The organism is Aurantimonas marianensis (genome assembly GCF_024195285.1).
Lineage (GTDB): Bacteria > Pseudomonadota > Alphaproteobacteria > Rhizobiales > Rhizobiaceae > Aurantimonas > Aurantimonas marianensis.
Map to the genome: position 1 here is coordinate 14697 of NZ_JALHBS010000023.1, position 22257 is coordinate 36953.

At 66.5% G+C, this 22257-nt stretch carries 17 protein-coding genes and 2 pseudogenes; 14 read left to right on the forward strand and 5 right to left on the reverse strand.

What is annotated here, in order from left to right:
* Positions 1–125: 125 nt before the first annotated feature.
* Both ileS and MJ956_RS04165 read left to right on the forward strand, forming a co-directional pair.
* Positions 126–3218: pseudogene (ileS, locus tag MJ956_RS04160) on the forward strand (isoleucine--tRNA ligase).
* A gap of 208 nt (positions 3219–3426) precedes the next feature.
* Complete coding sequence (locus MJ956_RS04165; RefSeq protein ID WP_253963217.1) at positions 3427–4107, forward strand: hypothetical protein; 681 nt, start codon at positions 3427–3429, stop codon at positions 4105–4107.
* A gap of 58 nt (positions 4108–4165) precedes the next feature.
* Here the strand turns inward: MJ956_RS04165 and MJ956_RS04170 are convergent, their stop codons facing one another.
* Positions 4166–4594 carry a nucleoside deaminase gene (locus MJ956_RS04170; protein ID WP_253963232.1) on the reverse strand — a complete coding sequence of 143 codons (429 nt, stop codon included), beginning with the start codon at positions 4592–4594 and terminating at the stop codon, positions 4166–4168.
* A 216-nt stretch (positions 4595–4810) separates the two neighbouring features.
* Here MJ956_RS04170 and MJ956_RS04175 point away from each other — a divergent pair, with 216 nt between their 5' ends.
* The 5 genes and pseudogenes from MJ956_RS04175 (at position 4811) to MJ956_RS04195 (ending at position 10772) form a co-directional block, all read left to right on the forward strand.
* On the forward strand, positions 4811–6475 hold the full coding sequence (locus MJ956_RS04175; protein WP_253963218.1) for a pseudouridine synthase: 1665 nt from the start codon (positions 4811–4813) through the stop codon (positions 6473–6475).
* A 6-nt stretch (positions 6476–6481) separates the two neighbouring features.
* The gene (gene rsmD, locus MJ956_RS04180) at positions 6482–7045 is read left to right on the forward strand and encodes a 16S rRNA (guanine(966)-N(2))-methyltransferase RsmD (RefSeq protein ID WP_253963233.1); all 564 of its coding nucleotides are present in this window, start codon (positions 6482–6484) and stop codon (positions 7043–7045) included.
* Between the two features lie 106 nt (positions 7046–7151).
* The gene (locus MJ956_RS04185) at positions 7152–8567 is read left to right on the forward strand and encodes a M16 family metallopeptidase (protein ID WP_253963219.1); all 1416 of its coding nucleotides are present in this window, start codon (positions 7152–7154) and stop codon (positions 8565–8567) included.
* A gap of 28 nt (positions 8568–8595) precedes the next feature.
* Positions 8596–9889 (forward strand): annotated as a pseudogene (locus tag MJ956_RS04190) (M16 family metallopeptidase).
* Positions 9890–9893: 4 nt separating this feature from the next.
* Complete coding sequence (locus tag MJ956_RS04195) at positions 9894–10772, forward strand: patatin-like phospholipase family protein (protein ID WP_253963221.1); 879 nt, start codon at positions 9894–9896, stop codon at positions 10770–10772.
* Here MJ956_RS04195 and MJ956_RS04200 read toward each other — a convergent pair.
* Positions 10672–11817, reverse strand: coding sequence for a DNA topoisomerase IB (locus tag MJ956_RS04200; RefSeq protein ID WP_253963222.1), 1146 nt, complete (start codon positions 11815–11817; stop codon positions 10672–10674). The two genes, MJ956_RS04195 and MJ956_RS04200, sit on opposite strands and share 101 nt — an antisense overlap.
* Positions 11818–12009: 192 nt before the next feature.
* Between MJ956_RS04200 and MJ956_RS18865 the strand changes: the two genes are divergently transcribed.
* Positions 12010–12339: an HVA1 family protein gene (locus MJ956_RS18865; RefSeq protein ID WP_341482692.1), complete on the forward strand. Its 330-nt coding sequence runs from the start codon at positions 12010–12012 to the stop codon at positions 12337–12339.
* Between the two features lie 80 nt (positions 12340–12419).
* Here the strand turns inward: MJ956_RS18865 and MJ956_RS04210 are convergent, their stop codons facing one another.
* Positions 12420–14309, reverse strand: coding sequence for a monovalent cation:proton antiporter-2 (CPA2) family protein (locus MJ956_RS04210; RefSeq protein ID WP_423724797.1), 1890 nt, complete (start codon positions 14307–14309; stop codon positions 12420–12422).
* Between the two features lie 123 nt (positions 14310–14432).
* Here MJ956_RS04210 and MJ956_RS04215 point away from each other — a divergent pair, with 123 nt between their 5' ends.
* The 6 genes from MJ956_RS04215 to lpxK are packed head-to-tail and all read left to right on the forward strand — an operon-like array spanning position 14433 to position 20016.
* Positions 14433–15770 (forward strand): TldD/PmbA family protein, encoded by a 1338-nt coding sequence (locus MJ956_RS04215; protein ID WP_253963223.1) that lies wholly within the window; start codon positions 14433–14435, stop codon positions 15768–15770.
* Between the two features lie 10 nt (positions 15771–15780).
* Positions 15781–16563 carry a 3'(2'),5'-bisphosphate nucleotidase CysQ gene (locus tag MJ956_RS04220; RefSeq protein WP_253963235.1) on the forward strand — a complete coding sequence of 261 codons (783 nt, stop codon included), beginning with the start codon at positions 15781–15783 and terminating at the stop codon, positions 16561–16563.
* Between the two features lie 38 nt (positions 16564–16601).
* Positions 16602–16835 carry a DUF4170 domain-containing protein gene (locus MJ956_RS04225; protein WP_253963224.1) on the forward strand — a complete coding sequence of 78 codons (234 nt, stop codon included), beginning with the start codon at positions 16602–16604 and terminating at the stop codon, positions 16833–16835.
* Between the two features lie 48 nt (positions 16836–16883).
* Positions 16884–17660: a lysophospholipid acyltransferase family protein gene (locus MJ956_RS04230; RefSeq protein ID WP_253963225.1), complete on the forward strand. Its 777-nt coding sequence runs from the start codon at positions 16884–16886 to the stop codon at positions 17658–17660.
* Positions 17657–18988: a lipid IV(A) 3-deoxy-D-manno-octulosonic acid transferase gene (gene waaA / locus MJ956_RS04235; RefSeq protein WP_253963226.1), complete on the forward strand. Its 1332-nt coding sequence runs from the start codon at positions 17657–17659 to the stop codon at positions 18986–18988. Before MJ956_RS04230 ends, waaA begins: the two co-directional genes overlap by 4 nt.
* Positions 18988–20016: a tetraacyldisaccharide 4'-kinase gene (lpxK, locus tag MJ956_RS04240; RefSeq protein WP_253963227.1), complete on the forward strand. Its 1029-nt coding sequence runs from the start codon at positions 18988–18990 to the stop codon at positions 20014–20016. The genes waaA and lpxK overlap by 1 nt, the downstream gene beginning before the upstream one ends.
* Before the next feature lie 18 nt (positions 20017–20034).
* Here lpxK and MJ956_RS04245 read toward each other — a convergent pair whose 3' ends face one another.
* Both MJ956_RS04245 and mutL read right to left on the reverse strand, forming a co-directional pair.
* Positions 20035–20265, reverse strand: a complete 231-nt coding sequence (locus tag MJ956_RS04245) for a DUF2093 domain-containing protein (RefSeq protein WP_253963228.1) — start codon at positions 20263–20265, stop codon at positions 20035–20037.
* A 104-nt stretch (positions 20266–20369) separates the two neighbouring features.
* Positions 20370–22154 carry a DNA mismatch repair endonuclease MutL gene (gene mutL, locus MJ956_RS04250; RefSeq protein WP_253963229.1) on the reverse strand — a complete coding sequence of 595 codons (1785 nt, stop codon included), beginning with the start codon at positions 22152–22154 and terminating at the stop codon, positions 20370–20372.
* Between the last annotated feature and the right edge of the window lie 103 nt (positions 22155–22257).

Here is a 22257-nt window from a genome sequence, read left to right on the forward strand (position 1 = left end):
GAATTAGCCGCCCGGTCTTCTGACCGGCTCTGCCGGGGAGGGTCCGGGTTCGCCGGCCGCCGCGCCACCACCGCTTTTTTCCTTTGTGCCGCGCCTTGATCGCGGCGGACGACATGGCTGACATCATGAGCGACACCAAGATCCCCGACGGCACCGTCGATTATTCCAGGACGCTGTTCCTGCCCGAGACCGATTTTCCGATGCGCGCCGGCCTGCCCAAGGCCGAGCCGGAATGGATCGCCAAATGGGACGCGATGGATCTCTACGGCACCTTGCGCAAGGCGTCGGCGGGCCGGCCGAAATACGTTCTGCATGACGGGCCGCCCTACGCCAACGGTCATCTTCACATCGGCCATGCGCTGAACAAGATCCTCAAGGACGTCGTCACTCGCTCCTTCCAGATGCGCGGCTACGATTCCAATTACGTTCCCGGCTGGGACTGTCACGGCCTGCCGATCGAATGGAAGATCGAAGAACAGTACCGCGCCAGGGGCAAGAACAAGGACGAGGTGCCGGTCAACGAGTTCCGCCAGGAATGCCGCGACTTCGCCGCCCATTGGGTGAGCGTCCAGAGCGAGGAGTTCCGCCGCCTCGGCGTCGAGGGCGACTTCAAGGATCCGTATCTGACCATGGCCTATGGGGCCGAGGCGGTGATCGCCGGCGAGCTGTTGAAATTCGCCATGTCGGGCCAGCTTTATCGCGGCTCCAAGCCGATCATGTGGTCGGTGGTGGAAAAGACCGCGCTGGCCGAGGCCGAGGTCGAATACGACGATTATGAGAGCGATACGGTCTGGGTGAAGTTTCCAGTTACTGCGATCGCCACCTCCGGGCCGCCTGAGCTTCGCGCAAAGTATGAAGGTGCCGCCGTTGTTATCTGGACAACAACTCCCTGGACGATTCCAGGAAACCGTGCCGTCGCCTTCTCCGACCGTATTGCCTATGGGCTCTACGAGGTAACAGCTTCGGATGACGCCGAAAATCCGCGCTGGGCGAAGCAAGGCGACCGCCTTATCCTCGCAGATGCCTTAGCCACAGATGTGTTTGCGAAGGCCCGAGTACCCGACGACGGCTACATCCGAGCAGCATCCTGCATCGGACTCGATTTTACCCACATGAGCCTTGACCACCCGCTCAAAAGCCTTGGCGGAGGGTATGAGTTCTCGGTCCCACTCCTTGCCGGCGATCACGTCACCGACGAGGCCGGCACCGGCTTCGTCCACACCGCCCCGGGTCATGGCCGCGAGGATTTCGACGCCTGGATGGCCGCCCGCCGCGATCTCGAAGCGCGCGGCATCGACACGGCGATCCCCTTCACCGTCGACGATGATGGCTTCTACACCAGGGACGCGCCGGGCTTCGGGCCGGACGCCGAGGGTGGCCCCGCGCGCGTCATCGACGACAAGGGCAAGAAGGGTGACGCCAACAAGCGCGTCATCGCCGCTCTGATCGATCGCGGCAACCTCTTGGCGCGCGGTCGGCTGAAGCACCAGTACCCGCATAGCTGGCGATCGAAGAAGCCGGTGATCTTCAGGAACACCCCGCAGTGGTTCGTCCACATGGACAAGGACCTCGGCGGCTAGGGAACGGCCGAAGGCCGCAAGCCCGACCGGGCGTCGGCCGGTCAGGCCGCCCCCGCGGAGCGCAGCCGCGTGAGCGGCGACAGCGTGAGCGAAAACAGCGACACCCTCCGCGCCCGCGCCCTCCGCGCCATCGACGCCACCCGCTTCGTCCCCGCCTCTGGCCAGAACCGGCTGCGCGGCATGATCACTGACCGGCCGGACTGGGTGCTGTCGCGCCAGCGCGCCTGGGGCGTGCCGATCTGCGTCTTCGCCGACGAGAATGGCGAGATCCTCAAGGACGAGGCAGTCAACGCCCGTATCCTGGAAGCCTTCGCGGAAGAGGGCGCCGACGCGTGGTTCGCCGACGGCGCCAAGGAGCGCTTCCTCGGTAACGAGCACGACGGAACGAAGTGGACCATGGTTCGCGACATTCTCGACGTGTGGTTCGATTCCGGCTCGACGCATGCCTTCTGCCTGGAGAAGCGGCCCGATTTGAAATGGCCGGCGGACCTTTATCTCGAAGGCTCCGACCAGCATCGCGGCTGGTTCCATTCCTCGCTGCTGGAGTCCTGCGCCACCAGGGGCAGGGCGCCCTATGACGCGGTGCTGACCCACGGCTTCGTCATGGACGAGGAGGGGCGCAAGATGTCCAAATCCCTCGGCAACGTCGTCACCCCGCAGGACGTCATCAAGCAGTCCGGCGCCGACATTTTGCGGCTGTGGGTGGTCAGTTCCGACTATTCGGAGGATCTGCGGCTCGGCAAGACCATCCTGCAGACCAACATCGACAGCTATCGCAAGCTGCGCAACACGCTGCGCTGGATGCTTGGAACGCTCGCCCACGACACCGGCGAAACGGTGCCGCTGGCCGAGATGCCTGAGCTGGAGCGGCTGATGCTGCACCGGCTCGCCGAGCTCGATGAGGTGGTCCGCAAGGGCTACGATTCCTTCGACTTCAAGCGGATCAGCCGGGCGCTGCTCGATTTCGTCGTGGTCGAGCTGTCGGCCTTCTACTTCGATATCCGCAAGGATTCGCTCTATTGCGATCCGCCCTCGGCGGTCCGCCGCAAGGCGGCGCTGCAGGTCGTGCGGACGCTGTTCGATCATCTGGTGACATGGCTCGCGCCGATGCTGCCCTTCACCATGGAGGAGGCGTGGCTGTCGCGGTATCCGCAGGCGCGATCGGTGCATCTGGAGTCCTTTCGCGACGCCGATCCGGCCTGGCGCGACGAGGCGCTCGCATCTCGCTGGCAAAAACTGCGGCGCATCCGCCGCGTCGTCATGGGCGCGCTGGAGGAGCAGCGGCGGCAAAAGACCATCGGTTCGTCGCTCGAGGCTGCGCCTCTCCTCCATCTCGACGACGCCGATCTGCGCAGGCTGGCCGCATCCGTCGATTTCGCCGAGATCGCCATCACCAGCGGTCTGGAAATCTCTGGCGAGCCGGGGCCGGCCGAGGCCTTCCGCCTGGCCGACACGCCCGGCATCGCCGTCGTCTTCCGCAAGGCGCAAGGGACAAAATGTGCCCGGTCATGGAAGATCACCGACGATGTCGGATCCGACCCGGATTTCCCCGACGTTTCGATGCGCGACGCGGCGGCTTTGCGGGAATTGGGTGTGGCCACCGCGCGCGCCCGCCAGGAGGCGCAAGCCTCGCTGTGAGCAGGGGCGTGCCTCCGCCATTCAAAGCGCCGCTGGCAAGATGCCTGGGTAAAACCGCCCGGCTTGGTTGCGCAGCGGCGGACGGAAGCCTAAAACAACGCCCGGAATTCGCCTGAATTTCGTGGCATGCGCGGACCGCGTCCGGCGAGTGCCGGCCGCCGCTCCCGTGGAGTTGAGGGCGGCAAATTCGGCTAGGGGGCCGTACCGTATGACGAAGACAGTTCGACTCGCATCGCATGCGATGGCCATCGGCGCGGTGACGCTGGTCCTCTCCGGCTGTCTGGGGCCGACCTACGGCACCGGCAAGTCGCAGGGCGAGACGCTGTTCGACGACCTCAACAACATGGTTTCCCTCGGGGGCGGCAGCGAAAAAGGCGCCGAGATCGCCTATGCGCCGCGCCCGGATCTGGTGAAGCCCGAGAACACCAGCATTTTGCCGCCGCCGCAGGCTGCCCGCAATACGACTGGCGATCCCAATTGGCCGGAATCGCCGGAACAGCGCTCCGCGCGTCTTCAGGCCGCCGCCTATCAGGGCGATGGGCCGTTGCCCGCCGATATCGCGACGGCGCGCAAGGAAGGCGTGACCCAAGCCTATCTCGATCGCACGACTCGTAGCGGCCACAAGTTCGACAGCAACAGGCGCGACACCATACTTTCGCCCGAAGAACTGCGAGGTCGCGGCGAACTCGTCCGCCAGCGTCTGCGCGAAGGTCAGCAGGGAAGCCCGACCCAGCGCAAATATCTGAGCGAGCCGCCGGTGGCCTATCGCAAGCCCGCGGCCACGGCGCCGGTCGGCGATCCGGGCGAAGACGAGAGTGTCAAGGAGCGGCGAATTCGCGGCAGCAACGGCGGTCTCGGTTCGAAAATCCGCGACCTGTTGCCGTTCTGACCGACTCGGCGGAGCGCTGTGGCCGCATTTGGCTTCGGCGTTTTTCGGCCTGCCGGTCTCAGCGTCTGGCGCGAAAGAAATCGCGCAGGATCGAGGCGCTCGCGCTTTCCGCGATCCCCGCATAGACGTCCGGCGCATGGTGGCAGGTCGGCTGGCTGAAGAACCGTGGCCCCGCCTCGACGGCGCCGCCCTTCGGGTCGCCGGCGCCGAAATAAAGCCGCCGGATGCGCGCGAAGGAGATTGCCGCCGCGCACATGGCACATGGCTCGAGCGTGACATAGAGATCGCAGTCCGGCAGCCGTTCGGAACCGCGTGCCATCGCGGCTTCCCGGATGGCGAGGATTTCGGCATGGGCGGTCGGATCGTTACGCGCGCGCGTTTCGTTGCCCGCCCGGGCGAGGATTTCCCCAGCCCGGACGACGACGGCGCCAACCGGCGTCTCGCCTCGTTCGGCCGCCTGGCGGGCTTCGTGGAGCGCGATCTCCATGAAATTCTGACTGGCCACGGCCGGGTTCCTCTCGCTCCGGGGGTAACGACCTGTTAGAGCGATCCACGGCCGGTGCGCGGATCGGCTAGACGCATCGTCGAGCTCTTCGCCGCGCCTGAGACCGGTGCTTTAGCGCATCCGGCATGCCGGACAAAGGCGCGTTTATTCGATCTGAGGGGTTCCCAGGCCAGGGTCCGCCGCAGCAAAGGCAATGGCATGAGCGATACGACGAACGGCGACGACAGGAAAGGCCGCGGCCGCAAGCCGGGGACGGGTGGCGGCGCGCGTGGCGACAAGAGTGGCGGTGGCGGTGGCCAAAAACGCCCCTTGCGTCCGCGCGCCGAGGCCCGAACCGCTGACCGTCCCTCGTCGGACAGGCAGCGGCCGGCTCGCGCCGGTGGCGCGGATGGCGAACGCAAGCCGTTCACGCCACGCAGCCGGGGCATGGTCTCCCATGGCGGACCGCGAAGCGAGGGCGGCGACGGCGCGGCGTCGAAGCCGCGCAGCTATGGCCGTCTCGAGCACGATTCCAAAAGCGCCGAGCGCCAGCCAAGATCCGCGGACAAGGGCGGACGGCCGCCGCGGGTAGATCGGCCGGCCCGCGCCGACGCGGACACTGAAATGCCGGGGAAGATGCGGATCGCCCGGCGGCTGGCGCGGGCGGGGATTGCCTCGCGCCGCGACGCCGAGGGCATGATCGCCGACGGCCGGGTGCGGGTGAACGGCAAGGTGCTCGACACGCCCGCGCTGGACGTGACCGCCGCCGACCGGATCGAGATCGACGGCACGCCGCTGCCAGCGATCGAGCGGACGCGCTTGTGGCTGTTCCACAAGCCGGCCGGGACGGTGACGACGAACCGCGATCCGGAGGGGCGTCCGACCGTTTTCGAGCGATTGCCGAAGAATATGCCGCGCGTGCTCACTGTCGGGCGGCTCGATATCACCACCGAGGGTCTGCTGCTCCTGACCAATGATGGGGGCCTGGCGCGCATCCTCGAACTGCCGGCAACCGGATGGCTGCGCCGCTACCGCGTGCGCGCCCATGGCGCGATCAACCAGGCGCGTCTCGACGAGCTTCGCCAGGGCATCGCCATCGACGGCGTCTTCTACGGCGCGATCGAGGCCACGCTCGACCGGGAGCAGGGCTCCAATGTCTGGCTGACGCTGGGCCTGCGCGAGGGTAAGAACCGCGAGGTCAAGCGCGTCCTCGCCCATCTCGGACTGGACGTGAACCGGCTGATCCGGCTGTCCTTCGGCCCCTTCCAGCTCGGCGATCTCCCCGAGGGCTCGGTGCAGGAAATCAAGGGACGGACGCTGCGCGACCAGCTTGGTGACCGCCTGATCGAGGAAGCGGGCGCCGATTTCGACGCGCCTGTCGCCAAACCCTTCTCCAACAAGCCGGTCGAGGCAGAGCAGCCGACCGAGGATCTGCGGCCCATCAAGCGCGGCGACTGGATTTCGGCGAGCGAGACCGCGCCGAACAAGAAGCGCGCCCGCGAGGCCAGGCGCGAGGATGCCCTCGGCCGGCTTGATACGCGCGCGCCGCGCCCGCAGCGCGGTGAACGGTCGGACAGGCCGGAGCGCGGCGGTAGCGGCAAGCGCTTCGATGGTCCGAAAAAACCCTATGGCGATCGCGGCGCGGCATCTCCCGACGGCGACAAGCCGGCGGCCAAGAAGCCTTTTGGGGAAGGCAAGCGTTCGGCCAATGTCTGGATGGCGCCGGGCGCGCGGCCGCAGGGCACGAAAAAGGGGCTGGCGGCCCAGGATCGGCCGCAGCGCCGGGGACCGGGAGGCGCGGGCAGGCCGTCGGCCGGCGCCGGTTCGACCGGGCGCGAGGGCGGCGAGCGTCCGCGCGGCCCGCGACCGCCGCGCAAGGGCTGAGCCGTGATGCGCATCGTCGGGGGTGAATTTCGCGGCCGCCGGCTGGCGACGCCGAAGACCGACGCGATCCGCCCCACCACGGATCGCAACCGCGAGACGCTGTTCAACATGCTTGCGCACCGCCGCGGCTTTACCCTCGACGAGGGGCGGGTGCTCGATCTGTTCGCGGGCACCGGCGCGCTAGGGCTGGAAGCCCTGTCGCGCGGCGCCCGCTTTTGTCTCTTCATCGAGGAGGGTGTCGAGGGAAGGGGACTCGTGCGCGAGAATGTCGAGGCCTTCGGGCTGCAGGGGCGATCGAAGATCTTCCGGCGCGACGCGACGCGGCTTGGCGCCGTCGGCACGATGGAGCCCTTCGCCTGTCTGTTCGCCGATCCGCCCTACGGCAAGCGGCTCGGCGAGGCGGCGCTGGTCTCCGCCCGCGACGGCGGCTGGCTGAGGCCGGGCGCGCTCGCCGTGGTCGAGGAGGCGGTCTCCGCCCCGTTCGAGGCGCCGGAAGGCTTTGCGCTCGAAGAAGAACGCGCCATGGGCGAGACGGTCCTGCGCTTTCTGGTGGCCACGCCAGGGCTGTGATCCTTCAACCCGGCGACCTAACTAAACCGTAATTGGCCCCGATTCCTCCGATCCGCCATAGTCTGGGCATTCGACCCAACGCATCGAACGAGGATCAGACCGAACGATGAAGCTTTTCTCGCGCCAGATCGGCCTTTCGGCTCTCGCCATCGCATTCGCTTTGCCGCTCGTGGCCCGTGCCGAAACGGTGGCCGCACCCAAGGCCGAGGTCGAGACGCAGCAGGCCGCGGCCAAGGAGAAGGCCGCCGCGCTTTCGACCTTCACGCTCGACAACGGGCTCAAGGTCGTGGTCCTGCCCGACCATCGCGCCCCGGTCGTGACCCAGATGCTCTACTACAAGGTCGGCGCGGCGGACGAGGCGCCCGGCGAAAGCGGCATCGCCCACTTCTTCGAGCACCTGATGTTCAAGGGCACCAAGAACAACCCGGAAGGGGTCTTTTCGCGGGCCGTCGCCGAGATAGGCGGCCAGGAGAACGCCTTCACCACTTCGGACTATACCGGCTATTACCAGCAGGTGCCGGCCGACGCTTTGGAAATGGTCATGACCTTCGAGGCGGACCGGATGGAGAACCTGGTGCTCTCCGAGGAAACGGTGGCACCTGAGCGCGATGTCATTCTCGAAGAGCGCCGGTCGCGGGTCGACAATGATCCGGGTTCGCAGCTTTCCGAGGCCGTCCAGGCGGCGCTGTTTCAGAACAGCCCCTATGGCAACCCGGTGATCGGCTGGCGTTCGGAGATCGAGGCGCTGTCGCGAGATGGGGCCATCGCCTTTTACGACAAATATTATACGCCCAACAACGCGATCCTGCTTATCGCCGGCGATGTGAGCGAGGCCGAGGTCCGCCGGCTGGCCGAAAGGACCTATGGCAAGGTCGCGCGCCGCGCCGAACCGGGCGAGCGCGTCCGGCCGGTGGAGCCGGAGCCGCTGGCCGCGCGGACGGTGACGCTGACCGACGCGCGCGTCACGCAGCCCTCGATGCAACGGGTCTATCTCGTGCCCTCCGACACGACCGCCGAGCCGGGCGAGGCCGAGGCGCTTGACGTGCTGGCCGACGTTCTTGGCGGTGGCACCACCAGCCGGCTGTATCGCGGCCTCGTCGTCGACAAGGCGATCGCGGCCGGCGCTGGTGCCCACTACGCCGGAACGGCGTTGAAGGAGGGGCAGTTCGTCGTCTACGGCATGCCGCGCGGCGAGGCGAGCCTTGCGGAGATCGAGACCGCGATCGACGCCGAGATCGCCCGCATCGTCGAAAAGGGTATCACCGAAGCAGAACTGGAGCGCGCCAAGAACCGGGTCCGCAAGGACGTCATCTATCAGCGCGACAGCCAGACCGCGATGGCGCGCCGCTATGCGGCGGCGCTATCGACGGGCCGCACCATCGCGGATGTCGAGGGCTGGCCCGAGCGGATCGAGGCGGTCACGGTCGAGGACGTCACGGCCGTCGCCCGCAAATATCTCCAGCCGAAGCGCTCGGTGACCGGCTATCTCCTGCCGGAGCCCGGCGCCGAAACCCGCTCCTGATTTGTCGCATCGCGGAAGGAAAAGACCGTTGAAGCCATTCGCCAAGCCGTTGTCCGGCGCGATCGCCGCCCTGACCCTGTTGCTGGGTTTTTCGTTTGCCTCGCTCGGCCCGGCCAGTGCCGTCGAGATCAAGGAAGTGACGAGCCCCGGCGGGATCAAGGCCCTCCTCGTCGAGGACCATACCAACCCCCTGATCGCCATGAAATTCGCCTTCAAGGGCGCCGGCTCGACCCAGGATGCCGAGGGCAAGGAAGGAACCGCCAATTTGATGTCGGGACTTCTCGACGAAGGCGCCGGTGAAATCGACAGCCGCGCGTTCCAGGCGCGTCTCGACGATCTCGGTGTCTCGCTGAGCTACGACGCCAGCCTCGACAATTTCACCGGCAATTTCCGCACCATCGTGGAATTCGAGGACGATGCCTTCGATCTCCTGAAGCTGTCGGTCAACGATCCGCGCTTCGACGAGGAACCGGTGGCGCGCATCCGCGGCCAGATCAAGGCCGGCATCCTCGCCGACCAGAACGACCCAGGGGAACTCGCCGGCAAGGCATTCCGCGAGACCGTCTTCGCCGGCCATCCCTATGCCCGCCCGACGGAGGGCACCTTGGAAAGTCTCGACAAGGTGACGGCGGCGGATTTGGGTGCCTTTCACGGCAAGAAGTTCGCCAAGGACAATTTGTATGTCGGCGTCGTCGGCGCGATCAGCCCGGAAAAGCTGGGTGAAAAACTCGACGCGGTTTTCGGTGGCTTGCCGGAGACGGCGGACCTGAAGCCGGTTGCCCAGACCGAACCGGTCACCGGCAAGAGCGTCGCCGTCGAGCTCGACGTGCCGCAGACGGCGATCCAGTTCGCGCTTCCCGGTGTCATGCGGGACGACGAGGAGTTCTTCGCGGCCTATCTCATGAACCATATCCTCGGCGGCGGCTCGTTCACCTCACGCCTCTATACCGAGATTCGTGAAAAGCGTGGTCTCGCCTATGGCGCCGGCTCGTGGCTGGCGAGCTACGATCATGCCGCCGTGCTCGGGGGGAGCACGGCGACCCGCTCCGACAAGGCGGCCGAAAGCATTGAGATCATCCGCGACGAACTGAAGCGCATGGCCGAGGAGGGCCCGAGCGAGGAGGAACTCGCCAAGGCCAAGGCCTACGTCAAGGGCTCCTACGCCATCCGCAATCTCGACTCCTCGCTGGCGATCGCCTCGACACTCGTGGGCATCCAGCTCGACGACCTCGGCAATGACTATGGAAGAGGTGAAACAGATCGCGCGCAAGCTGCTCTCGGTCGAGCCAACGGTGATCACCGTCGGTCCGGCCGGGGCCTGACCGCGTGAGCGATTTCGCGCTGGCGCTTGGCGGCGGCGGCGCCCGCGGCATCGCCCATATCCACGTGATCGAGGCGCTCGACGAACTCGGCGTGCGGCCTAAGCGGATCGTCGGTTCCTCGATCGGCGCGATCATGGGGGCCGGTTATGCCGCCGGCATGACCGGCGCCGAGTTGCGCGCCTTCGCTCTGGAAAGCTTTGCCCGCAAGCGGCTGGTGTTGTCGCGGCTCTGGCGGACCCGGCCCACGCCCTTTCAGGACTTCATGATCGAAGGGGCCCTGCGCTTCGGCCCCTTCGATGCCGAGCGTGTGCTGTCCGCCTTCCTGCCCGACGCATTGCCACCGACATTCGAGCGCCTGCAGATATCGCTGGGCGTGATGGCGACGGACTTCTACGCCCGCACCGAGTGCGAGATCGACAGCGGCGGCCTGCTCAGCGCATTGGCGGCCTCGGCGGCCATTCCCGCCGTGTTCAGCCCGGTTCGCCGGGACGGCAAGGTGTTGATCGATGGCGGCATCTTCAACCCGCTGCCCTTCGACCGGTTGCGCGGCAAGGCCGACCTCGTCGTCGCGGTCGACGTCAACGGCGGTCCGGTGGGCAGCGGTGACGCCATGCCGACGCAGACAGAGGCGGTGTTCGGCGCCTCGCAGTTGATGATGCAGTCGATCACCGACTCCAAGCTGCGGATATCTCCGCCCGACCTGCTGCTGCGGCCGCCGGTGTTGGGCTATCGCGTGCTCGATTTCCTGCGCACGCGGCAGATTCTCGAGGAAACGGCTTCGTTCAGGGAGGAGACGAAGCAAGCGCTGGATCGTCTGCTCTCCGGGAAGACGGAGGCGGGCAAGACCCGGCCGGAGACCGCGGCGCAAATGCCGGCCGGCTGACGCCTTCATGATCGTCGGCCGCGGTGCTTTCCAGGAATCGCATCAGCCCGGTTTCCACGCAAGTCAGTCCGTCGCGGTTACGCCCCTTCAGGACCTCCCGCGTAAGCCGCTGCTGCTCGAACGCGCTGACGATCGCGGGGTGGACGTAGGATGCGCGGGCAACCGCCGGCGTATTGCGCAGAAGCACCGATACCGACTTCATTGCGGCGGCGACCGCGCGCTTGCGCTTGGCCGGCGTGTCCGTAGCCGATCCGGCCGCTTCGACCAGGAAACGCAACGCCTCGGCCGAGCCGTGAAAGGTACGGAAGTCCTTGGCGGAGATCGCGGCGCCGCTCGCCTCGTGGAGATAGTCGTTGAGGAGGTTCGCGGTCAGCTCGCGCTGCTTCTTCTTCCGGCCCGGAAACCGGAACAGCCGCTGCCCCTTGCCTTTGCGTACCCGCTTTAGCGAGCGCACCAGCGGCGCGTCACCGATCTCGATCCGGTGCGACTTGTTCGACTTTCCGACGAATTTCAGCACCGCGACCTTCTTGACGATCCTGAGGTTTTTCTTGCGCAACGAAGCGACACCCCGACCGCCGTCGGCCGCATATTTCTCGTGGCCTGGCCGCATGGCCGTGACGTCGATCAGCCGCGTCGCGATCGCCGACGTCGTCCGCCGGTCGACCTTTCCGCGGCGCATGTCCTTTTCCACCATTCGCCGAAGCCGGGGCAGGGCACGGCCGAAGCGCAGGAGCCGCTCGGTCTTGACCGCGTTGCGCACATTCACCCATTCGTCGTGGTACCGGTATTGCAGCCGGCCCTTCTCGTCGCGGCCGATCGCCTGGATGTGACCGTTCGACTCGATACAGATCCGCACGTCGGTCCAGGCCGGCGGTATCGCGAGCGCTTTCACCCTCTGCTCGAGGGCCTTGTCGGTGATCTTTTCCCCTGTGGCGAAACAGATGCGAAACCCCTTGCCGTTCCGTCGCCGCTCGATCGCGAAACGTCCCGGTTCGACGAGGCAGAGGCCGAACCGTTCGGCATGGCGGGCGAGTTGTTTGTCCATGGAGCGGGCGGGGCATCCTCAGGGTGATCGGAGTCTGGAAACGCCGGCGAGAAGGGCGGGTTCCCCACTGCTGACGCGACCATTTGACGGGCTGGCTAGGGACCACGCCGCATCTATCTCGTCAGAATTCCTGCACGTAACTCATCAAAAGGAACGGAAAGTGAAAAAATTCAACAAAGGTGATAAAATTCGATGGAATTGGGAAATGGTACTGGCGCGGGGGAGGTGAGCGAAAGCTTTGCCGAGAAGGTCAGTCGGACCATCCGCGGCACCGAGGTCACCCGCGATGCCGACGATCAGAATCCGGCTTATCTCATCGAACAGGAGGACGGAGGCAAGGGTGCTGAAATCGGAATCGGAATTGACGAAGGCCGGCTGATTTTACCCATGCCTGCGTCCGGCGCGCGCGGGACGGGGCGACATTTTGATCCGGCAGCGGAACGGGCGAAAAATCGGATTCCGCTGCCGGTTCGAGCGTCTAGCTCGCGAAGACCCGGTTCACGTCGAGCGGTCGGCCGATAGGGGCGCCGAGGACACCCCGGCAGAACGTCCTGGTTTTGTTGAGGCCGCGGACGGTAAAGGCAAGCTGGACCAGGCCGTGTTCACCGGGACTGGACCTTGTCGAAGTTGCGGCGGCGCCCGGCAAACGGGCGCCCTCGGCGGCGCTTGCGCGGAGGGCCTTCGTCGATCGGCGACGTTTCACCGTTCTCATCTGCTGATTTTTCGATCGCTTGCAAGGAGGGGCGGGGTTTGACCAGCGGTTCGGGGGTCACGACGCGCGTCGTCACCATGTCATTGCCGGCGTAGAAGCCTTCGGCTTCCTGCAGCTTCAGCCGCGCCTGATCACGCCGCCTGACGTCCTCGACGATGCGATCGGCGAGTTCCTCCTCGATGCCGAAGGCCTCGAGGGTCGCTGCGCCAAAGGCCAGCGCCGACTCGACCGTCTCGCGCATTTCGAAATCCACCCCCCGCGCACGGAGCGACAGCGCGTGCGCGCGGTCGTAGGCGCGCACGTAGAGGCTGACATTGGGGAATTCGGACCGAATCAGGTCGACGACCCGATCCGTGGTTTCGCGCTTGTTGGTGCACACCGCGACAAGCTTCGCCTTGCGGATGCCGGCGGCCTCGAGGACATCCTTGCGCAGGCCGGAGCCGAAATAGATGCGGAAACCGAATTTGCTCGCATTACGGATGCGCTCGGCCGAGGAATCGATGATCGTCACGTCGATTCCGCTGGAAAGGAGGACCTGGGCCGCCATCTGGCCAAAACGCGAAAAGCCGATCATCAGCACGGCCGAACCCGCGCCTTCGAAATCCTCTTCCAGTTCCTCCTCCTCGGTGTGCTCGATGACGATCCGGCGTCCGAGCCATGTCGCCAGGGGCGTCAGCGCCATCGACAGCGTGACGATCGCGATCAGCAGGGAGGAGGTCTCGCGGGGAAATATCAGGCTCGCGGCGGCGGCCGTGAACAGCACGAAGCCGAATTCGCCGCTTTGCGCGAGGAGCCCCGAGACCCGCACGGCGGTCGCGTGGGTTTCTCCGAATGCGCGCGAGAAGAGGTAAATTAGCGCGGCCTTGACGATCATCAGGGCCGGGGTGAGGGCCAGGATGAGCAACCAATTGTCCTTGATCACCGAAAGATCGAGCGACAGACCCACGGCGATGAAAAACAGACCGAGCAAAAGCCCTCGAAACGGTTCGATATTGGCTTCCAGCTCGTGCCGGTAGGATGATTCGGCAAGCAGCACCCCGGCAATGAAGGCGCCCATCGCCATGGAGAAACCCGCCGCCTCCATCAACATCGCCGAGCCGAGCACCACGAACAGCGCCGCGCCCAGCATGACCTCGCGTGCGCCGGACGTCGCCATAATCCGAAACAGCGGGTTGAGCAGATATTTCCCGACGACCAGCAGCGCGACAATCGCGCCGACCGACAGTGCGATTCGTTCGAAATCGACCCCGCTCCCTTCAGAAAACGGCGCTAGGAAAGGGATGGCCGCGAGCAGCGGAACCACCGCGAGATCCTGGAACAGCAGGATGGAGAAGGCCGATTGACCGTGGCGGGTGTTGGTCTCGCCGGCCTCCTCGAGCAGTTGCAGGCCGAAGGCGGTCGATGACAGCGCGAGGCCGAAGCCGACCACGGCGCCTGCCTGCCAGTTCATGCCGAACAGAATCGCAATCCCGGTGAGCGCCAGGCCGGTCAGCATGACCTGGGTCAGGCCGAGACCGAAGATCTGCCGCCGCATCGACCAGAGTCGGCTCGCCTTCAGTTCGAGCCCGATGATGAACAGGAGAAAGACCACGCCGAGTTCGCCGATATGAAGGATTTCCTTGCCTTCGCCGATCAGTCCGAACATCGGTCCCATCAAGATGCCAGCGAAAAGGTAGCCGAGCACCGTGCCGAGGCCGATGCGCATGAACAGCGTGCCCGCGACAATGCCGCCACCCAAAAGCAGCACGACTTGCATGAAGATGGATGTCGTCTGTTCCACTGGCGGCAGCTTTTCCTGTCTGGTGATTCGGCAGCCACAAATGCGCCGCCTCGCCCTCGGCGTCTTGATGGGTGTCGCATCGCACAATAGATGGTTCCTGAACGAAAACCAGCAGGCGACATTATGCACGACGATACCACGCGTCTCTTGGCGATTGCCGAGCGGCTCATTGAGACCGCGCGCAAGGCGGGGGCGGATGCCTGCGACGTGGCGGTGGTCCGCTCCTTCGGTCGCTCCGTTTCGGTTCGGCTCGGCAAGGTCGAGGAAACCGAAAGCGCCGAGAGCGAGGATATGTCGCTCCGCGTCTTCGTCGGCCGCCGCGTGGCGACCGTCTCCGCCGACATCCACGCCGATGCGGGGCCGCTCGCCGAGCGCGCCGTGGCCATGGCCAAGGTCTCGCCGGAGGATGCCTTCGCCGGACTCGCCGATCCGCTGCGGCTGTCGCGCGAGGCGCTTGATCTCGACCAGTTCGACGCATCCGATGTCGCGACGCCGACAATGGTCGAGCAGGCGCTGGCCATGGAGGCGGCGGCGCGCGCCGTCGCGGGGGTGAGCAATTCGGGGGGCGCCTCGGTGTCGGCGGGCGCGTCCGGGCTGGTCCTTGCCACGTCTTCCGGTTTCGCCGGTCACCGGATGCGCTCGGGATTTTCCCGCTCGGTCAGCGTCATCGCCGGCCAGGGCGTCAAGATGCAGCGCGATTACGATTTTGATTCGCGCATTCACCACATCGACCTGACGGCGCCGGAGGCGATCGGCCGGAGCGCCGGCGAGCGCGCCGTGCGGCGGCTCGATCCCGGGACCGTTGCCACCGGGCGTTATCCGGTGATCTTCGATCCGCGTATCGCAAGGGGCCTCATCGGCAGCATCGTCTCGGCGATCAACGGATCGGCGATCGCCCGCGGGACCAGTTTTCTCAAGGATCGGCTGGGCGCGGCGATCCTGCCGGCTTCCTTCACTATCATGGACGACCCGCTGTTGCCCCGGCGCCCCGGCTCGCGTTCCTTCGACGGCGAGGGCGTGCGCGGCGAGGCAATGGCGTTGGTCGAGAACGGTGTCCTGGCGAACTGGATTCTCGACACCGCGACCGCCAAGGAACTCGGGCTCCAGACCAATGGCCGTGCCAGCCGCTCGTCCGGCGGCGTTTCGCCCTCGGCGACGAATGTGCTCGTATCGCCCGGCGATATGACACCGGCCGAACTCGTCCGCGAAACCGGCCGGGGGCTTTATATCGACGAACTGATCGGCCACGGGACCAATCTCGTCACCGGCGACTACAGCCGAGGCGCCTCGGGCTATCTGATCGAGAATGGCGAGATCACCACGCCGGTCTCGGAGCTGACCATCGCCGGCAATCTGCGCGATATGCTGTTGTCGCTCGCTGCAGCGAACGATCTCGACGAGCGGTTCTCCGTCGTCGCGCCGACCCTTCGCATCGAGTCGATGATGGTGGCGGGGCGCTGACTTGACCACCATGCGCGACGATCTCGAACTGGTGAAGACGGCCGCCGTGGAGGCCGGCGCGGTCGCCATGCGCTTTTTTCGGCGCGATCCGGCGGTTTGGTGGAAGGAGGGCAATTCACCGGTCAGCGAGGCCGATATCGCCGTCGACGCCTTCCTGAAGGATGCGCTGGTCGGCGCGCGACCATCCTATGGCTGGGTGTCGGAAGAGATGGAACAGGCCGAGGACCGCAAGGCCGAGGCCGACCGCTTCTTTGTCGTCGATCCGATCGACGGCACCCGCGCCTTTCTGCGCGGCGAGGACACATGGTGCGTCTCGATCGCGGTCATCGAGCAAGGCCGTCCGGTGATCGGCGTCATCGCCGCCCCGGCGCTTGGCGTGGTCTTTGAAGTGACGGCCGAATCCATCACGCGTCTGAACGGGGCCGTTTGCCGTGTGAGCCGGCCCGGCGCCGACGACCGGCTTCGCCTGGCGGTTCCCGATGGCATGCGCAAGCGGCTCGATGCGGCCGGCAGCGAGCCCTTCATAGCGGAAAAAGCCGTGCCTTCGCTCGCCTATCGTCTCGCTCTGGTGGCCTCGGGACGTCTCGACGGGACATTGATCCGCCCCCGTGCCAATGACTGGGATATCGCTGCTGCCGATTTGCTCATCGAAAGGGCCGGGGGGCTCTTGTGTGATCGCGGTGGCGCCCCCGGGCTTTACAGAAGCGAGGGCAAGAGGCATGGCCTTTTGATGGCGGCATCGCATGATGCTATGGCGCGTGTCAGACAACTGGCGAGAGCGATTCCCGATTGATGGCGCTCGGCTGACCGAGAAACGAGGATGCGATTCCAATGCAAGAGCAAGAGCCCAGACAACTGCTCCACCTGGTATTCGGTGGCGAGTTGAAGGACCTGCAGAGCGTGGATTTCAAGGATCTGGGAAGCCTTGATATCGTCGGAATTTTCCCTGATTACGCGTCGGCCCTCGCGGCCTGGCGCGGCAAGGCGCAGCAAACTGTCGACAATGCTTCGGTGCGCTACTTCATCGTTCACATGCACCGTCTCTTGAATCCGGAAAATGCGTGAGCAGACACCTCAATCATTGCGGTACGCGTTGCCATGTCGGATGAAACCATGGCCGGCGAGACGGCCCACCACACGGCGCCCTTGAAGCGGTCCTGGCTTCAGGAATGGCAGCGACGTTGGCGTCGCACGGGGCGCGCGGTACTTCGCAGCCGCCTCGCCACGGTCGTGGCCGGGGCCGCCATCTACCATGGCCTGTGCTTCGTGCGGGCGACCCAGAAGGAGGCGCCGGGTTCATCCGACTGGGCTCGGATTCTCGACGAGGAACACCCGGCCATCGTCGGCCTGTGGCACGGACAGCACTTGCTCGCGCCCTTTTTCCGGCCGTCCAAACTGCCCTATGCCGCGCTGCTGTCGCGCAATGCCGACGCGGAGATCAACGCGATGATCGTCGAGCGTTTCGGCATCGCGACAGTGCGTGGATCCGGTGGCCGTACCGGACCGGTAGGCTCGGGAAAGGGCGGCGCGCGCGCGCTGATCGCCCTTCGCCGCTTCCTCGCCAACGGCTTTGGCGTCTGCATGATCGCCGATGTGCCCAAGGGAACGCCGCGCAAGGCCGGCCTTGGCATCGTGACGCTGGCCCGCATCACGGGCCGTCCGGTGCTTCCTTCGGCCGCCGTGACGAGCCGCCGCTACGTCGTTGCGAGTTCGTGGGACAAGACGACGATTCCGCTGCCGTTCGGCCGTATTGCCGTGGTGGTGGGCGCGCCGATCAGCGTGCCCGCCGACGCCGACGATGCGATGATGGAAAGCAAGCGCCACGAGATCACCCGGGCGATCGAGGCCGCGAACGAGGCGGCCGAGCGGCTTGTGCGAGATGCGTCGTGAGCGATGCGCTCGCCCGCACGGCGCTCGCGGCCTATCGTTTCGCCGGATCGCTCGCCTATCCGATGCTCGGCCCCTATGTCGGCTACCGCATCTCGCGCGGCAAGGAAGACCCGGCACGACGGCGGGAGCGGTATGGCTATGCGAGCATCGCCCGGCCGGACAGCGGGCCACTGTTGTGGATGCACGCGGCGAGCGTCGGCGAGAGCGCGGCGGTCGCGCCGCTGGTCCGCGAGATTTCGGACCATGGCATCAATGTCCTCATGACCACCGGCACGATGACCTCCGCCGGTTTCGTCGAGAAACACCTGGCCGACTGCGCCATTCACCAATATGTCCCGCTCGACATGAAACCTTCGGTGGCGCGGTTTCTGGATCATTGGCAGCCCGATGTTGCGATCGTGGCCGAAAGTGAAATCTGGCCGATGACGATGCTGGAACTTGGCCGGCGCCGCATCCCGCAAATCCTGGTCAATGCCCGCCTTTCCGACGGGTCGTTCAAGCGCTGGAAATCGGTGCCCTGGCTGGCGGAAGCGCTCCTGGAAAATCTCGCGCACGTCGTCGCCCAGTCGGATGTCGACGGCGAACGTTTTCGGCTTCTCGGTGCCCGGGCGGTCACCGTCGCGGGCAACCTGAAAGCCGACGTCGGGCCACCGCCGAGCTCCAGACAGGCACTCGCCGAACTGGAGCGGGTTCTCGGACGCCGACCCCGATGGGCGGCGCTGTCCACCCATCCCGGCGAGGAAGAACTCGCCGCAGGGGTGCATCTGGCGCTTTCGCAGCGCCATCCCGGTCTCCTGACCATCATCGTGCCCCGGCACGTGGAACGTGGCGACGAGATCGAGCAGACCCTTGCGAAGCAGGGCTTCAGGGTGGCCCGGCGCAGCCGTGGCGAACAACCGGACGAGGCGACCGATATCCTGCTCGGCGACACCATGGGGGAGATGGGCCTGTACCTGCGGCTGACCGACATCGCCTTTCTCGGCAAGTCGGTGACCGGGCAGGGCGGCCAGAACCCGCTCGAGGCGGCGATGCTCGGGACGGCGGTCCTTTCCGGTCGTTACGTACAGAATTTTCGCGATGCCTATCAGCGCCTCTTGAAGAACGGCGGCGCCCGGATCGTGCGCGATGAGGAAATGCTGGCCAATTACGTCGACCAGTTGCTCAACGAACCGGCCAGGCTCGCCGAGATGGCGAGGGCGGGGGCGGTGACCGTCGAGGAAATGCGCGGCGCGCTTCCTCGCACGTTGCAGGCGCTCCAGCCTTTCCTGCATCCGTTGAAGCTGTCGATCAGTCTCGCGCGTCGTTGCCGGCCCGCCATGCCGCGATGATGCTGCAGGAAACCCCGCCCTTCTGGTGGCGGGCGCGCTCGTGGCCGACACGGCTTCTCGCACCGGCGGCGATGATCTACGGGCGCGTTGCCCGGCGCAATCTGCTGCGGGGCGAGCGCGCTGACATTGGTGTGCCGGTGCTGTGCGTCGGCAACTTCACGGTTGGCGGCGGCGGCAAGACCCCAACCGCGATGGCGCTCGGCCGGGCGGCGAAGACGGCGGGCCTTCGTCCCGGTTTCGTCTCACGCGGGCATGGCCGATCGGGCCGGAGGGCACTCGTCGTCGACCCGCAGCATCACTCGGCGGGCGCGGTCGGAGATGAGCCGCTGCTGCTCGCAACCGTCGCGCCAACCGCCGTGGCGGTCGACCGCAAGCAGGCGGCGGCGCTGTTGAAGCGCGAGCACGGCTGCGATTTCATCATCATGGATGACGGATTCCAGAGCGCCCGCCTGTGGATCGATTACGCGCTCATCGTGATCGACGCGCGGCGGGGGCTCGGCAATGGTGCCGTCATCCCGGCGGGACCGGTGCGCGCGCCGGTCATCGACCAGATCCGCCTGGCGGACGCCCTGCTGGTGATCGGACGAGGCGACGGCGGCGACACCGTGATCCGGCGGACGGCCCGTGCCAACAAGCCGGTCTTCGAGGCCGCGTTGGAGCCGCGCGACGGCGAGCGCTTGCGCGGGATGCGGGTGCTGGCCTTCGCCGGCATCGCCGATCCGACGAAGTTTTACGCCAGCCTCGCCGCGCTTGGTGCCGATATCGTTGAAATCCGGGACTTTCCCGATCACCATGTTTTCTCGAAGGGCGACATGGATGAGCTGTCCGCGGCCGCCTGGCGTTCCGGGCTGCAACTGGTCACGACCCGCAAGGACGCGGTGCGGTTGGCAACGGGAACCGCTGCGCAGCAGCTTTTCTTCAAGGAATGCGAGGTGCTCGACGTCGATCTGCGCTTCGAGCCTGACAGCCTCGGTGCGCGCATCGTGCGGGATACCAGGCTGGCGTTTCGCCGCCGCGCATTCAGGTAGCATTTCGCCGAGGCGGCTTCAGCGTTTTCGGCCGCCGGCCTCCATCTCGCGCCGGAACGAGGCCTCGCCGTCGACATAGGCCTCCTGGCGTTCGACGCTCCAGTAACGCAGGAGGTCGAGCGGGATCGCCTCGCCGGTGACGGCGCAGCGCACATAGGCGCCCGGCTTGATGATCTGAAAATCCGGCGTTCCGTATTTGAGCTTGGCCTCGCCGCCGCTCTCCATGCGGTTCATCGCTATCTCCAACATGCTGCCGCCGGCCGTCCGCCGGGGTCCCGAAGCTTTGCGCGCTTTCCTAAGTCGCCGCCGGGGGCGCGTCAAACGTCGCGATCGGCCGAATATCGTCCGATGCTCTAACGTCGCCCGAACATCTTCTCGATGTCGGCGAGCTTCAGCTCGATATAGGTCGGGCGGCCGTGATTGCACTGGCCTGAGCCGGGCGTCGTCTCCATGTCGCGCAACAGGGCATTCATCTCGTCCGGCTTCAGGTTCCGCCCGGACCGCACCGATCCGTGACAGGCGATCGTCGCCGCGACATGGTCGATCCGGCTGCGGATCGTGTCGGCGGTGCCGAATTCGGCCAGTTCGTCGGCGAGATCGCGAATGAGCCGCTGGCAGTCGACCCGGCCGAGGATTGACGGCGTTTCGCGCACCGCCACGGCGCCCGGTCCGAAGCGTTCGATGCCGAGGCCGAGCTGCGCGAAGGTCGCGGCGTTCTCGGCGAGACGGTCCGCGTCGTCCTCGGGCAGATCGACGATTTCCGGAATCAGCAGCAGCTGTGCCGGGAGGGGACGCCCGTGCAGCGCCGTCTTCAGCGCTTCGTAGACCAGCCGCTCATGCGCCGCGTGCTGATCGACGATGACGATGCCGTCCTCGGTCTCGGCAACGATGAAGTTGCCGTGGAACTGCGCCTTGGCCGCGCCCAGCGGGTGATCGCGTTTTCCCGTCCCTGAGTCGGTCCCGGCACCCGGTGGCTGCAACGGCGCGTTCGCGTGATCCTGGCCGAATGCCGGTTCCGCATCGCCGTGCTCCAGCGTCGCCGCGTCACCGGCGCCATTGAGCGGGTGGAAGGGCGATGCGCCGACATCGTAGGCCGCCTGTCGCGGCGCCGCGAAGCCACCGGGAGCAAAGCCCTCGAAGCGGCGGGAACCGGGCGCCGCCGGGACTGATCCGTCCGGCCGGAAGCGCGCCATCAGGCCGGCGGCGTTGGCCGTCGAGGACCGCAGGCCCGCCTCGGCAAAAGCCTGCCTAATAGCGCCGACGATCAAGCCCCGCACCAGGCCGGGATCACGGAAGCGCACGTCGGCCTTCGCCGGATGCACATTGACGTCGACAAGCGCCGGATCGAGCGACAGGAACAGGACCGCGATCGGGTGGCGGTCCTTCGCCAGAACGTCCGCATAGGCGCCCCTGAGCGCCGACAGCAGCATCTTGTCGCGCACCGGCCGGCCATTGACGTAGAAGAACTGCGCCAGCCCGTTGCCGCGATTGAAGGTCGGAAGCCCGGCAAACCCCGCCAGCCGGACCGCTTCCCGCTCGGCGTCGATGGCAATCGCGTTGTCGCCGAATTCGGCGCCGATCACGGCGTCGATCCGATGCAAACGATCCGCGCGGGGCACCGCCTCGAAAACCGTGCGGCTGCGGTCGGGTCCGGCCAGTTCGAACCGCACCTCAGGAAAGGCGATGGCGATGCGGCGGACGATCTCGGTGATCGCGGCGCCTTCCGCCCGGTCGCTCTTGAGGAATTTCAACCGCGCCGGCACCGCGTGAAAAAGATCGCGGACCTCGATCAGGGTTCCTTTGGACAGGGCGGTCGGCCGCGGGCCGTCCGGGCGGCCGCCATCGACGGCAATCTCATGAGCCTCGGCGGCACCGGTGGCGCGCGACTTCAAGGAGAGCCGCGCGACCGAACCAATCGACGGCAGCGCCTCGCCGCGAAAGCCGAGCGTGTCGATGGCCTCGAGGCCACCGCCAAGCTTGGAGGTGCAGTGCCGGCGTATCGCGAGCGGCAGTTCACCCGCCGGGATGCCGCAGCCGTCGTCGCTCACCCGGATCAGATTCTTGCCGCCGCCGGCGGTCGCGATCTCGATGCGCCGCGCGCCGGCATCCAGCGCGTTCTCGATCAATTCCTTGACCACGCTCGCCGGCCGCGGGGGCCCCCCCCCCGCGGCCGGGGGGGGGGGCGGGGGGGGGGCGGGTGGGGGGGGGGGGGGGGGGGGGGGGCGGGGCGGGGGGGGCGGG